We start from the raw sequence: 12,174 nt of genomic DNA on the forward strand, positions 1-12,174 counted from the left end.
TTTATATCGCAGCCCAGAGCCGAAAAACACACTAACGAAGATTAATCTTCTGCGGGTGTATCATCTAAAATCGTCAGCAAAATATCCGCATCCGGGGTTGTGATATGTTTCCCTTCCAGGAAACCTGCGAGTTTAGCTTCAGCATTATGCTCGTACACTTCATAACCTGCAATTCGATAACCCGGCACACCATCCTGACCACGAATATACTCATCGCCGTCAATATAGTACTCAACAACACCGTTGGCATCTTCAATCTCGTAACGTTTATCAAACGGGAACTGTTTCATCACTCATCCTAAAAAACACTGCATACCGATATAATGCCAAAATACCGCTTTTTTAGGAAGCACTAGCCGCAACGCTATTCAGTCTCATTTTCAATACCTTTTTATATCGAGGATGCTCGGCATATATACTCCTTTTCATTAAATCTTAAACGCCTCTAATCCTAATGTTAAAAATCCTATTTGATTTTACACCACTAATTTTCATGCCAAACAAAGCCATCCAAGGTAAACTAATACGCCTAAATAAGGGGATGGGATGAGCACGGAAATATTTATTGCGGTATTGGGTGCGGCGTTATTGCATGCTAGCTGGAATGCTTTAGTCAAATTTGGTGCTGACCGTTTAGTGGCCATTTCGGTAATGGCTTTTTTTTCCGGTGTCATCTCATTTTTTGGTATTTTCTTTGTTGGTTTACCCTCACTTAGCGCGATCCCTTGGTTACTCCTGTCTGTCGCTTTTCACACCGGCTATTGCCTCTTTCTCAGTAAAGCCTACGAGCAAGCAGAGTTTGGGCAAATTTATCCGATTGCCCGCGGTGTGGCACCATTATTAAGCGCCCTGCTGTCGTGGTTAATTTTGTCTGAAATCCCACGAACAATGGCTTTATTAGGGGCCGTTATTTTGGTTTCTGGGGTCATCATGATGACATTTGATGGTCGCCATGGCCCAAATAAACTTAATCTCAGGGCCATCCTCTACGCATTAACAACTGCGGTATTTACCGCCTGTTATACCCTATCCGATGGAGCAGGAAGCCGTGCCAGTATTGAACCGCTCAGTTATATTTTATGGCTATTTATGTTCAATGGCATGACCATGTTTGGGCTACTTTGGGTTCTGCATCGCAATGTGGTTTTTCGTGAAATCCGACAACATTGGCGTCACGGCATCATCGGGGGGGCCATGCAATTACTGGCTTATGGCATTGTCATTTGGGCCATGAAAAGTACGCCAATTGCCTTGGTAGCCGCACTCCGCGAAACGAGTGTCCTCTTTGCAATGATTATTTCTATCTGGATGTTAAAAGAAAAACCCTCGGTGTTACGGCTTATAGCCAGTGCCATTATTATGGCTGGAGTGGCTATTACCAAATTTGGTTGATTTTTCATCTCCCAAGGAAACGCCTATTGCCTCGATAAAAACGAGTGTGCGACCTCTTCTGTAAATACGCTATACTCATATAAATCCTATAAATAAGGAGAATATATGCTCATAGGATTTGCTTTACTGGTTAGCACCTGCGGAATGGATGCTTGCGAGGCTCTGCCCGTCACTGACGATATTTACGCAACACGCCATGAGTGTATGGCTGTAGCTGCTCGTCTTCATCAAAGAAGACCCGATGTAGTATTGATTTGTGGTGAAGTCTACCGCCACTCTGATAGTGATAAATCTGAGTAATACATGTAGAGTTAGTTTTACTGCCTAAATTTAACTCTCCCAACAGTCATAACCCCGCGTGCTCTCTTCATTGTGTAAACAGTCTGTTATGCGAAAAAAAATTATTGCGACAGGAGTAATCAAATAGAAAGTCCTGCTACGCTTTAATTAAGTATCAAAGGCAATATGAGTATTAAATTATGGCATATAAACACTTATCAAAAAATAGGCCATAACAATGAGTAAACATCCGTTCACCAGGAGATTTACAATGAATCATCCTTCATGCGATATCTGAATATGTGTAAAGAACACCGTAAATAACGGGTTATTGCTTTTACATATAAAGGATTCCAAAAATGCTCCAATTCGATGCTTATAGCACACTCGTCGCTGCAAGCCTGGTTCTATTACTAGGAAGGCAGTGCATCAAAAAAATTCCTTTATTACAAAAACATGCCATTCCTGACCCCATCGCTGGCGGCTTACTGGTTGCATTAATATTTCTACTTATACACCAAACCACAAGTTGGGAAGCTCACTTTGATACGTCATTACGTGACCCATTGATGTTGACCTTTTTTGCCTCAATTGGTCTTAACGCTAATCTCGCCAGTTTAAGGGCGGGTGGAAAGGTATTAATAAAATTTATCGTCGTCGTTATTGGTCTGTTGTTATTACAAAATACAATTGGCATTGGTATGGCTAAAATGCTCGGGCTGGAACCTTTAATGGGATTATTGACCGGGACTATTACTCTGTCTGGCGGACATGGTACTGGGGCCGCCTGGAGCAGTGTGTTTGTTAAGAATTATGGGTTAGTTAATGCTACTGAAGTTGCGATGGCCTGCGCGACCTTTGGTTTGGTATTAGGTGGGTTAATCGCCGGGCCTGTTGCACTTTATCTAATTAAACATTCTGCGACACCTAATGGAAGACCAGAGGATGCGTTGCAACCGACAACTTTCGAAAAACCTCAGTCAGGGCGAATGATCACCTCATTGGTTTTGGTCGAAACCATCGCCATGATTACCATTTGTCTGATGGTCGGTGGCTATATTAGAGAACTGCTGGCGGGATCAGTATTTGAATTACCTGTATTTGTTTATGTCCTGTTTGTTGGGGTTATTCTCAGTAATATACTCGCTTACACTCGGTTTTATCAGGTATTTGACCGTGCAGTCTCTATATTGGGTAACGTCAGTCTTTCCCTTTTTCTGGCAATAGCGTTGATGAGCTTAAAGTTATGGGAGTTAGCCTCACTGGCCCTCCCAATGTTGGCTATTTTACTGGCGCAAACACTGCTGATGGTATTATACGCAATATTTGTAACTTACCGGGTTATGGGGAAAAATTACGATGCTGCGGTTCTTGCCGCTGGGCATTGTGGTTTAGGTTTAGGTGCTACACCCACGGCAATTGCCAATATGCAGGCGGTTACCGATCGTTTCGGGCCATCTCACGTAGCCTTTCTTATTGTTCCGATGGTCGGGGCATTCTTCCTGGATATAGCCAATGCTATCGTAATTAAGTTGTCTTTATTACTCCCTATGTTTATCCCATTAAGTTGATTTAATTAAGCGCCCGACTAAAAATAACTCAAAATTTGGCGTTGTTATAAAATACAACGCCATTAGGTTCACAAAAAATACGATTAATTAACCACAAGGAGAGTAAAAATCACGCGTAATTAGCGCCCTTTCTTCTTACGTCCTGGTTGAGTGAAACGCTTACGGGCAGCAGAGTTACCTTCTGATTTCTCAGTGTTTTTAGCTCGGACAATGACGGTTTTTTTATCTGCAGCAACTTTAACTTTCGGCTTTTTTGACGGTTTTTCATCAGACGACGAATTCTCAATCAGCTTGAATAATTCTGTCAGTTCATCGTCGGTCAAATCTCTCCACTCGCCTTGCGGCAAGCCTTTCAGATTGACGTTCATAATACGGGTGCGCTCAAGCTTGGTCACTTCATAACCGAAATGCTTACACATACGGCGGATTTGGCGATTAAGACCCTGCACTAATGTGATGCTAAACACAAAGGCGGCTTCTTTTTTCACTTTACATTTTTTGGTCACAGTTCCCAACATCGGCACACCCGCACCCAAGCCGAGAATAAACTCGTCAGTCACCGGTTTATTAACCGTCACCACGTATTCTTTTTCGTGATCATTCCCAGCGCGCAGGATCTTGTTGACTAAATCGCCGTGATTCGTCAGGAAGATCAATCCTTGCGAGTCTTTATCGAGACGCCCGATAGGAAAAACGCGTTTACTATGGTTAACGAAATCAACGATGTTATCGGATTCACCATCCTCCGTGGTGCTTATGATGCCAACTGGTTTATTTAATGCGATCAATACTAAGTCGTTTTCGTCACGCGGTTCGATAAGTTGGCCATTAACTTTCACCACATCCCCGACATATACCTGATCGCCAACCGCAGCCCGCTTGCCATTAATAAAAACATTTCCTTGTTCGATGTAACGATCAGCATCGCGGCGCGAGCAGACACCGCTCTCGCTAATGTATTTGTTAAGACGAATGGATGAGTTAGTCAGCATAATTTTCCATAAAAATCGGACTATACCACGATACGTTACAAATTCTACAAGACTGCTTAGCTGGGAGACAGCGGAGTAATACCAACATCACAGATAGTCCTTAAAGGTTGGCGCTAACAACGCATCCATTACGTGGTAACTTGAATTCAGTTATTCTTTTTCTGACCAGTGGTCAACGGCGTACAGTGCGTTATAATATACAAGCTAAACTAGTTACGGACAGAAGTGACTGTTTGCCATTTAATAACCCATGGAAGATATCTTCACAATGAAAACCTCGATTATCAGTTCTTTTATTTTTACCACTCTTGCAGCATCGCCTCTTTATGCATCTGAACAAAAGATTCTCACACAACAGCAGATAGCGACTATTGTCAATAACACCCTGACTCCATTAATTGAAAAACAAGATATTCCCGGCATGGCCGTTGCTGTGTTTTATGACGGCAAACCCTTGTTCTTTAACTATGGCTTTGCCGATATAAAAAATCGCCGCCCGGTAACGGAAAATACCTTATTCGAACTTGGCTCAGTCAGTAAAACTTTCACTGGGGTAGTCGGTGGATATGCTGAGCAAACAGGTATTCTTAACCTAAGTGATTCTGCAACAAAATATAGCCCAGAACTAACTGGCCTTCAGTGGAAAGATATTAGCATGCTGAACTTGGCGACATATACCGCAGGTGGTCTGCCTCTTCAAGTTCCTGATTCTGTCACTAGCATGAAACTATTGTGGCAATACTACCAGCAATGGCAGCCACAGTGGGCACCCGGTGTGATGCGAAACTACTCCAACGCCAGTATTGGATTATTCGGCACACTGGCAGTGAAAAAAAGCAATTTGTCGTTTGAAGACTATATGACCCAAAATGTTTTTCAACCTTTAAAGTTAACACACACCTTTATAACTATTCCCGATTACATGCAATCAGACTACGCGTGGGGATATAAAGACGGTCAGCCGGTTCGTGTCACTCCAGGGGTACTGGCGGCTGAAGCCTACGGAGTAAAATCTACTGCACAAGATATGGTAAAGTTTATGCAGGCAAATATTGAGCCTGAAAAACTTCTGGCTGATAATGATAAATTAAAGAAAGCCATCATCGCCGCCCAATCACGTTATTACCGATCAGGGAACATGTTCCAAGGGCTGGGATGGGAAATGTATGACTGGCCTATTAATTCACAAGAAGTCATTGCTTCCAGTAGCAATGAAATTGCCTTGCAACCTCATAAAATTAACGCATTGATGCCTCCATATTCTGCTGTTCCAGCATCTTGGGTACACAAAACGGGTAGTACTAATGGTTTTGGCGCATATATTGCTTTTATTCCAGAGAAGAAGATCGGAATAGTGATGTTAGCTAATAAAAATTACCCTAATCCTGTCCGAGTGGAAGCAGCAAATCATATTCTTCAGTCATTGTATTAATAATACTGCCGAATAGCTAAATATAAAAATTGTCTCTTGATACAGTGTTCTGTTCAAGAGACAATTTTCACCTTTTTCCCAAAAACCAATACACGGCTATTTAAGTAAAATATTATCCCAAGCACCTTAATAAAGCCGGAAATTCATTGGCTGGTCTAATTGCCAACCTTACTCCCAAAGTGCGAAATGTTTGCCCAGTTGCGCACCGCGCTATATCAAAACCAACAGCAGACGTGATGAGGCCATAGTCGAACTTGCCGGGCGCGTAGGTTATTGACCAAATCATCCAGCTTTGCTGGCCATCATTTTATGATGCCAGTTCACCAATAACCGGTCACTCTGCAACAGCTCAAACCAAATACGGGTGAAATTAAGAAATGATTTTTCCGATCGGGATTTCAGGGCGACACGCGACGGGAAATCCAGATTTTCCCATTCGAGAATATCGCTCATGTGGTGATCCTGCTATCGCGCCATGGTTGGGTGATTTATCGCCATTATTCCCCTTGCACTTTTTGCCCGATAGGGACAAAATGACATTTGTAATTACAGATGTCATTACATAAGTGAGGTTCAAAGATGGGTAACATTAATATTCGCATTGATGATGACTTAAAAGATCGTTCTTATGCGGTACTGGAAAAGCTGGGGGTCACCCCCTCTGATTTGCTGCGCCAGACACTGGAATATGTGGCACAAAGTGGCAAACTGCCCTTTAAATCCGTGTTGCTGACCGATGAAGATCAAGCACTGGTCGCCGTAGTCAGAGAACGTTTAGCCAATCCACAACCGGTCAGGGTGTCACTGGATGACTTATAATCTTGATTTTGATCGCCGGGCGCTAAAGGAATGGCATAAGCTCGGCGATACCGTACGCCAGCAATTTAAGAAAAAGTTGCTCGAAGTGATTAAAAATCCACGCGTTGAAGCCAATAAACTGCGCGACTTACCTGATTGTTACAAAATAAAACTACGCAGCGCCGGATACCGCCTGATTTATCAGGTGCAAGACGAAAAAATCACGGTTTTTGTGGTTGCCGTGGGTAAACGGGATCGTGAAGAAGCCTACAGTGAAGCTGGCAATCGCGTCTGATTGTCAGTTTTCAATCCAACCCCGGCAATTTACCCTCTAACATCTGCTGTACTTTTGCATAATCTTCTGGCGTGTAACTCACCTGGCTAATGGCACCACCATCAGGGCCGCTGATTTCGGTCTTATTTTTCAGCATACCCAAATGCTGACCCACCATTTTTAGCGCGTCGTCCTGATTTCGAGTAATGACTTCTAAGCCAAACTTGCCTTGCTTAACACCGGCATAAAGGCGGCGTGCCGAAATCGATAAATCCCGCGAATCATGAAAATGCGCCCTGCCTTCCCTCACCATTACAACGTGGGCAATCTGGATTAGGATCGAGCGTACTGTCAAAACCGTAACCGCCATCATCCAGTGGTGCAGGTTTTCCGTTATTGGTTCTTTTCTCTGACTCTTCCTGATATTCCTGCTCGTTAATCCACTGGTATTTATTTTCAATCCCCCAGCAATGACGGCAACATAAACGACGAAACTCTGAAATTTCGTTGGCGTTGGCCGTGGCAATATCCCACCACCAATTTAACACAGCATCTTGCGTGATATGCGTCCGTTTCTCTCTGGCTTCCATAGCATCGCGTATGGCTTTGTTTACCGATACATGGCGATACAACCGACGGGCAGCGGCAGCACCGGTTAGCCAATATCTGACTAACTGGCGATATGTGCTGACGTAATGCCACACGGGTAAAAGACACCTTAGACGGCCTTGGTGGAATGCTTGAAGATAAATTCGACGCCACTATGTCATTTATCAGAACTCTTGATGGTCATGCAGACGTTTGTGATAAAGAAGCTAAACGCTATACGTGATGCTATAAAAGACCGAATATCAAAATTCGTGTAATTTTCGTGTATTTTCGTTTTTACTAAAAAATAACCATTAAAATCAACAAATTAAAAATAGACCGAATACGATTCCTATATTCGGTCTAGGGAAATGGCTCTTGGGAGAGAGCCGTGCGCTAAAAGTTGGCATTAACGTAGGCTTACTCAGCCATACTCTTTAAGAATAGTCGAGTACATGTGTTTCGCCAACTTAGCAACAGAAGTAATTAATCACAGTTGCAAACTAGTTTGGATGATAAAAGTCAGTTCATAAAATGAACAACGTAATTATCTGTTAAATAGAGACAAATATCTGTGTCCGCCAATATTCTCGAGTTTACTTTTGACATAAGGTCGTGGCGCGCTGCTGGAAAGGCTCCAGACTCATCTTTTGGCCCGGTTTCTCACTGTCATCCAATAATAAAATATCTAACGGTTTTGCCAGGACATGCCCCGCTTTCATCTGTTCAGTCGCAACATCATTGAGTGGATATTGTGCTAATGTGCTTGGATTTATCACAAATAAAGCCCCGCCTGAGCGGCACTCCAACATCACTTCTTCTCGATTAAATGCCCATTGTTTGCCAAACTCAAACTTACTGACGGTCACTATCTTCCCGGCAGCAATAGCGTTTACCGATAACATCAGTAATGATAATGTCAGCACAAAACCTTTCATTCTAATTATCCTCAATTAACTGATTGCCTTGATTTTCTCGTATATCGAGGCGTCGATGCAAGCTTACTGCCACTATCTATCAGGTATAACTTCACATTATATCGGTGCCATCGTCGCAAAAAAACTCACCAAAAGCAGTACCGTTGCACCAAGGATAATTTCAGCACAGCTGTTTACAACCAACCAATAATGGGCTTTTGTGGGCAATTTTCGCAACATAGGGACAATGAGGTAGCGGTTAATCACAGCAATAACAATCATAAACAGCACCAATATTACTTTACTGAGTAATAGCATCTGATAAACAGATGTCAGTGTTAAAGAAGTCTCACGCAATATAATAATGCTATTAATAATTCCGGTGGACAATACCAATGCCACGGCCAAATGACCCCAACTTGAAAATCGAATTAACGTAGTGATAGCTTCGCGTTTAACATCACCATGGCGGGTATATGCAAGGCAAACCAGCAATGCGGGCAAACATCCTATCCAATAACCTGCACTGAGCAGATGTATAACTTGATTGATCTGATGAATCCATCCCAGCACACCCTCGTGCATCGCCGCGTGCCCGATAAAGGCCAGACTGGCTAATAGCAACGTTGAACAGCCTACCATCAGCCGATAATAAACACGGATTGTGCCGAGCAAAGCTATCCACATGCTCAATATGGATAAACCGAGATGCCATTGCCATATCTGACCAAAACGGGTGCCCAATACCGCCCACCACACGTTTAGTCTGTAGGTATCAGCCCAACCATCACCCATCATGCCAGCTTGGATAGCTAGCAGCCCGATAGCGGAGGCTAATCCCACAAATGTACTGAAGACAAGGAGAGGCGATAAGCGGTTTTTGAGTATCGAAGAGAAGCGGTCTGGTGCTAATAAGGCGGTGAAAACACTGATGCCAAACATCAGCATCACCGCCAAAAAATGCAGAAAGCGACACAGAACGAATAGAGTCGCCAGAGACATATTATTTCACTGTGAAGCTGTAAGTGCCTTTGGTTTTATGGCCATCAACAGACACCACATGCCATGAAACGTCGTATTTCCCAGCTTTCAATGCACTATCGATCGGCAAGATTAATTGTGTGTTATTGACCGGGTCCAATTTAAGCTCGCCTGTTTTGACAACATTTTTATCTGGGCCAGTCACTTTCACTCCACTGAAACCCAATTCAATTCCTTCAGAGAAACCCAGTGTCACGGCTTCTGGCGCTGAACCAATGGTCGCATCGGCAGCAGGAGATTCAATTTTCAGGTGGGCGTGAGCCAAGGCTTGCTGGCTGGATAACCCAACAAATAACACAATAAGTGCCGAAAGCATGCGGCATGAAGAACGTACTTTGCGAATAAACATAATATCCCTTAATCGATGGGGGAGAAGAATCTGTCTGCTACCAACCATATCCTATATTGGCAGCGCGAACCCCTATCACTTCCAGTCAATTGCACTACCTGTGAGGTAGGGCACAAAATAAAACGCCAAATTATGAATGGCGATTGAAATATCACCAATAGTTGAGTAGCAATTAAGCTCAGCTAGCGCTTTTAGCTTGGTTGCAAATGATAACGATTTCAATATGGCAAGTCGAGAAACCATAGCTAAACAACATGTTGTTAGCACGAAACAATAAAATTAAGAGAAAAGGGAGGGACGAGTATGGCGAAGAGACAATAAAAAGCCGCAATTTCTATTTCCACTAAGAGTGGATAGAAACTGCGGCGAGTTCAAATCAAGCCAAAAAATTACGCCTGAACGTGGCTCTGTGCAGCCATGGTTTTCAGATCTTTATCGACGAAGAACAATGAATTGCCGCTATTACCCACCAGCGCCAGTTTATCCAGAATAGATTTGAACAGTTTTTCTTCTTCATGCTGTTCAGACACATACCATTGCAGGAAGTTGAATGTAGAGTAATCGTGAGTGGTCATTGCGACATGGGCAAGCTCATTAATTTGAGTCGTAATAAGTTGCTCATGCTCATAAGTCAGTTTGAATACATCAGCCAGTGATGCGAAATCTGTCGGCGGCGCACTGATTGTACCCAATACCGGCATAGCGCCCGTTCCGCTCAGATATTCAAATAAACGCTGCATATGCTGCATCTCTTCTTGAGAATGCTCTTTTAAAAATGCTGCCGCGCCTTCAAAGCCTTTATCACTGCACCAAGCACTCATCTGTAGATAAAGATTGGCAGAGTAAAATTCCAGATTCAGTTGCTCATTAAGCTTCTGAGCCATTTCTGTTTTCAACATGATAATTCCCTAATTTTTATAATGCAGGTAAGCAACGATTAACTTAGCTTATTATGCCAAGTTAAAAACAAAATAAGAACACCCTATTCACATTAATATTTAATAAAATCACAAAATAACTTAACCAACTGATTATTAATGATATTTTTTAAATTTAAACATGAGATTAATTATTATAAGAATCATTTACATTAACACCAGAATACTAAAAAGAATGATTCTTATTTGAGGTTTATTTCAATAAATAATAACCTTATGACTTTGAGGTCATATTATCTCACTGCAAAAACGTTTAATTAGATATTATTAGGGTACATTAGCCTCTTGCCAATATCTGCCAGCTGCATTACCTTTTGCGCCATAACTGCCGATGCGCCACGAAGGAGAGGAAAAATGGGATATAATCTGGCTGAGTTTTCTGATGAAGAAACAGCAAAAATGAATGTCGATCTGGCCGCTTCTGGGGTTGCATTTAAAGAGCGCTACAATATGCCGGTGATCCCTGAAATGGTTGCTCGAGAACAGCCGGATGAGCTACGTGAATACTTTTTACAGCGGTTGGCACACTACCGCAGTGAATCAAATAAATTCTCTCGCTTGCCGTATGAACCCAAAATGAAGTCATGAGTAAGAGACTCCCGCACCAGGGTCTGCGGGAGTTTGGCGATGAGAATCGCTAGGATTTTCGAGCAAATTTGTCGGTTGCAAGAATTAGTTGGTGCAAGATTCCTGGTTCGTCAAAGGAATGTCCGGCACCTTCGACAATATGCAGTTCAGCCTCTGGCCATGCTTTTGCTAAATCCCACGCATTCTGTGGCTGACAAGCCATATCATATCGGCCATGAATAATTACCGCAGGAATATGGCGAATGCGCGTGACGTTATCGAGCAGTTGGTTATCGCTATCCAAAAAGCCCAAGTGGGTAAAATAGTGATTCTCAATGCGGGCAAATGCCAGAGCAAAGTCATCCTCACCGAAAGAAGCCGCGCTTTTGGTTGGCAGTAAAGTGACTGTTTCTCCCTCCCACAAGCTCCAAATTTTTGCGGCCTCCAATTGTACCGCTTTGTCCGGTGAGGTCAGCCGCTTGCGGTAGGCCGCAGTGACATCGCCCTGCTCTTCTGGCGCTAACAGGGATAACACGCGCTGCCATTTATCGGGGAAGAAGCGGGAAGCCCCGTCCTGATAATACCAATCCAACTCTTTTTTACGCAGAGTGAATATCCCACGCAAAACCATTTCACTGACCCGTTCGGGATAGGTTTCACCGTAGGCCAATGCTAGTGTCGAACCCCAAGAGCCGCCAAATATCAACCAGTTATCTACGCCAGCCATCTCACGCAGCCGTTCAATGTCATCAACTAAATGCCAGGTTGTGTTGTTATCCAAGCTGGCATGGGGCGTCGAACGCCCACACCCGCGTTGATCAAAAAGTAATACTTTGTATTTCTTTGGGTTGAAAAGTTGCCGGTGATAAGGCGCGATCCCGCCACCAGGGCCACCATGAATAAATACCGCGGGCTTACCCTCAGGGTTGCCACAGAGTTCCCAGTAAATCTGGTGACCATCACCTGTGTCTAGTAAGCCACTATCGTAAGGTTCATACGCTGGATAAAGCCCACGTAATTGTTCCATTATTTTTCC

The 12,174-nt window shown here is 43.3% G+C and carries 15 protein-coding genes and 1 pseudogene; 7 read left to right on the forward strand and 9 right to left on the reverse strand.

Annotated elements, in window-relative coordinates:
• Nucleotides 1-41 precede the first annotated feature (41 nt).
• The gene (locus tag DXZ79_RS11655) at nucleotides 42-290 is read right to left on the reverse strand and encodes a hypothetical protein (RefSeq protein WP_038632472.1); all 249 of its coding nucleotides are present in this window, start codon (nucleotides 288-290) and stop codon (nucleotides 42-44) included.
• A gap of 256 nt (nucleotides 291-546) precedes the next feature.
• On the opposite strand from DXZ79_RS11655, the gene DXZ79_RS11660 reads away from it, so the two are divergent.
• From DXZ79_RS11660 to gltS, 3 genes are all read left to right on the forward strand, one after another.
• Nucleotides 547-1,392 carry a DMT family transporter gene (locus DXZ79_RS11660; protein WP_038632471.1) on the forward strand — a complete coding sequence of 282 codons (846 nt, stop codon included), beginning with the start codon at nucleotides 547-549 and terminating at the stop codon, nucleotides 1,390-1,392.
• Between the two features lie 105 nt (nucleotides 1,393-1,497).
• On the forward strand, nucleotides 1,498-1,692 hold the full coding sequence (locus tag DXZ79_RS11665; protein WP_038632469.1) for a hypothetical protein: 195 nt from the start codon (nucleotides 1,498-1,500) through the stop codon (nucleotides 1,690-1,692).
• 338 nt (nucleotides 1,693-2,030) lie between these two features.
• Nucleotides 2,031-3,242 carry a sodium/glutamate symporter gene (gene gltS / locus DXZ79_RS11670; RefSeq protein WP_120011286.1) on the forward strand — a complete coding sequence of 404 codons (1,212 nt, stop codon included), beginning with the start codon at nucleotides 2,031-2,033 and terminating at the stop codon, nucleotides 3,240-3,242.
• A gap of 119 nt (nucleotides 3,243-3,361) precedes the next feature.
• On the opposite strand, the gene rluF is transcribed toward gltS, so the two are convergent.
• The gene (gene rluF / locus DXZ79_RS11675) at nucleotides 3,362-4,234 is read right to left on the reverse strand and encodes a 23S rRNA pseudouridine(2604) synthase RluF (protein WP_038632453.1); all 873 of its coding nucleotides are present in this window, start codon (nucleotides 4,232-4,234) and stop codon (nucleotides 3,362-3,364) included.
• 268 nt (nucleotides 4,235-4,502) lie between these two features.
• Here rluF and ampC point away from each other — a divergent pair, with 268 nt between their 5' ends.
• The gene (gene ampC / locus DXZ79_RS11680) at nucleotides 4,503-5,666 is read left to right on the forward strand and encodes a class C beta-lactamase (protein ID WP_072088959.1); all 1,164 of its coding nucleotides are present in this window, start codon (nucleotides 4,503-4,505) and stop codon (nucleotides 5,664-5,666) included.
• 282 nt (nucleotides 5,667-5,948) lie between these two features.
• On the opposite strand, the gene DXZ79_RS11685 is transcribed toward ampC, so the two are convergent.
• Nucleotides 5,949-6,119: a hypothetical protein gene (locus tag DXZ79_RS11685; protein ID WP_187142909.1), complete on the reverse strand. Its 171-nt coding sequence runs from the start codon at nucleotides 6,117-6,119 to the stop codon at nucleotides 5,949-5,951.
• 126 nt (nucleotides 6,120-6,245) lie between these two features.
• Here DXZ79_RS11685 and DXZ79_RS11690 point away from each other — a divergent pair, with 126 nt between their 5' ends.
• Both DXZ79_RS11690 and DXZ79_RS11695 read left to right on the forward strand, forming a co-directional pair.
• Complete coding sequence (locus tag DXZ79_RS11690; RefSeq protein ID WP_012105237.1) at nucleotides 6,246-6,485, forward strand: type II toxin-antitoxin system RelB/DinJ family antitoxin; 240 nt, start codon at nucleotides 6,246-6,248, stop codon at nucleotides 6,483-6,485.
• Entirely contained in the window at nucleotides 6,475-6,759 is a 285-nt protein-coding gene (locus DXZ79_RS11695) for a type II toxin-antitoxin system RelE family toxin (protein WP_038632447.1), read from the forward strand. Before DXZ79_RS11690 ends, DXZ79_RS11695 begins: the two co-directional genes overlap by 11 nt.
• 10 nt (nucleotides 6,760-6,769) lie before the next feature.
• Here DXZ79_RS11695 and DXZ79_RS11700 read toward each other — a convergent pair.
• The 5 genes and pseudogenes from DXZ79_RS11700 to ftnA all read right to left on the reverse strand — a co-directional run.
• Nucleotides 6,770-7,385 (reverse strand): annotated as a pseudogene (locus tag DXZ79_RS11700) (terminase small subunit); the annotation flags it as partial.
• A gap of 537 nt (nucleotides 7,386-7,922) precedes the next feature.
• Entirely contained in the window at nucleotides 7,923-8,264 is a 342-nt protein-coding gene (locus DXZ79_RS11710; RefSeq protein ID WP_038632445.1) for a YebY family protein, read from the reverse strand.
• A gap of 96 nt (nucleotides 8,265-8,360) precedes the next feature.
• Complete coding sequence (gene copD, locus DXZ79_RS11715; RefSeq protein ID WP_038632443.1) at nucleotides 8,361-9,245, reverse strand: copper homeostasis membrane protein CopD; 885 nt, start codon at nucleotides 9,243-9,245, stop codon at nucleotides 8,361-8,363.
• Between the two features lies 1 nt (nucleotide 9,246).
• Nucleotides 9,247-9,633 (reverse strand): CopC domain-containing protein YobA, encoded by a 387-nt coding sequence (gene yobA, locus DXZ79_RS11720; RefSeq protein ID WP_038632441.1) that lies wholly within the window; start codon nucleotides 9,631-9,633, stop codon nucleotides 9,247-9,249.
• 389 nt (nucleotides 9,634-10,022) lie between these two features.
• Nucleotides 10,023-10,532 (reverse strand): non-heme ferritin, encoded by a 510-nt coding sequence (ftnA, locus tag DXZ79_RS11725; protein ID WP_038632439.1) that lies wholly within the window; start codon nucleotides 10,530-10,532, stop codon nucleotides 10,023-10,025.
• A gap of 393 nt (nucleotides 10,533-10,925) precedes the next feature.
• Between ftnA and DXZ79_RS11730 the strand changes: the two genes are divergently transcribed.
• Nucleotides 10,926-11,159, forward strand: a complete 234-nt coding sequence (locus DXZ79_RS11730) for a DNA polymerase III subunit theta (protein ID WP_038632437.1) — start codon at nucleotides 10,926-10,928, stop codon at nucleotides 11,157-11,159.
• Between the two features lie 49 nt (nucleotides 11,160-11,208).
• Here DXZ79_RS11730 and pip read toward each other — a convergent pair whose 3' ends face one another.
• The gene (gene pip / locus DXZ79_RS11735) at nucleotides 11,209-12,165 is read right to left on the reverse strand and encodes a prolyl aminopeptidase (RefSeq protein WP_038632429.1); all 957 of its coding nucleotides are present in this window, start codon (nucleotides 12,163-12,165) and stop codon (nucleotides 11,209-11,211) included.
• Nucleotides 12,166-12,174 lie beyond the last annotated feature (9 nt).

Source organism: Yersinia rochesterensis (assembly GCF_003600645.1).
GTDB classification, from domain to species: Bacteria; Pseudomonadota; Gammaproteobacteria; order Enterobacterales; family Enterobacteriaceae; genus Yersinia; species Yersinia rochesterensis.

Coding starts and splice junctions, on each gene's coding strand:
- DXZ79_RS11655 (WP_038632472.1), bottom strand. CDS start 290: ATGAAACAGTTCCCGTTTGATAAACGTTACGAGATTGAAGATGCCAAC.
- DXZ79_RS11660 (WP_038632471.1), top strand. CDS start 547: ATGAGCACGGAAATATTTATTGCGGTATTGGGTGCGGCGTTATTGCAT.
- DXZ79_RS11665 (WP_038632469.1), top strand. CDS start 1,498: ATGCTCATAGGATTTGCTTTACTGGTTAGCACCTGCGGAATGGATGCT.
- gltS (WP_120011286.1), top strand. CDS start 2,031: ATGCTCCAATTCGATGCTTATAGCACACTCGTCGCTGCAAGCCTGGTT.
- rluF (WP_038632453.1), bottom strand. CDS start 4,234: ATGCTGACTAACTCATCCATTCGTCTTAACAAATACATTAGCGAGAGC.
- ampC (WP_072088959.1), top strand. CDS start 4,503: ATGAAAACCTCGATTATCAGTTCTTTTATTTTTACCACTCTTGCAGCA.
- DXZ79_RS11685 (WP_187142909.1), bottom strand. CDS start 6,119: ATGAGCGATATTCTCGAATGGGAAAATCTGGATTTCCCGTCGCGTGTC.
- DXZ79_RS11690 (WP_012105237.1), top strand. CDS start 6,246: ATGGGTAACATTAATATTCGCATTGATGATGACTTAAAAGATCGTTCT.
- DXZ79_RS11695 (WP_038632447.1), top strand. CDS start 6,475: ATGACTTATAATCTTGATTTTGATCGCCGGGCGCTAAAGGAATGGCAT.
- DXZ79_RS11710 (WP_038632445.1), bottom strand. CDS start 8,264: ATGAAAGGTTTTGTGCTGACATTATCATTACTGATGTTATCGGTAAAC.
- copD (WP_038632443.1), bottom strand. CDS start 9,245: ATGTCTCTGGCGACTCTATTCGTTCTGTGTCGCTTTCTGCATTTTTTG.
- yobA (WP_038632441.1), bottom strand. CDS start 9,633: ATGTTTATTCGCAAAGTACGTTCTTCATGCCGCATGCTTTCGGCACTT.
- ftnA (WP_038632439.1), bottom strand. CDS start 10,532: ATGTTGAAAACAGAAATGGCTCAGAAGCTTAATGAGCAACTGAATCTG.
- DXZ79_RS11730 (WP_038632437.1), top strand. CDS start 10,926: ATGGGATATAATCTGGCTGAGTTTTCTGATGAAGAAACAGCAAAAATG.
- pip (WP_038632429.1), bottom strand. CDS start 12,165: ATGGAACAATTACGTGGGCTTTATCCAGCGTATGAACCTTACGATAGT.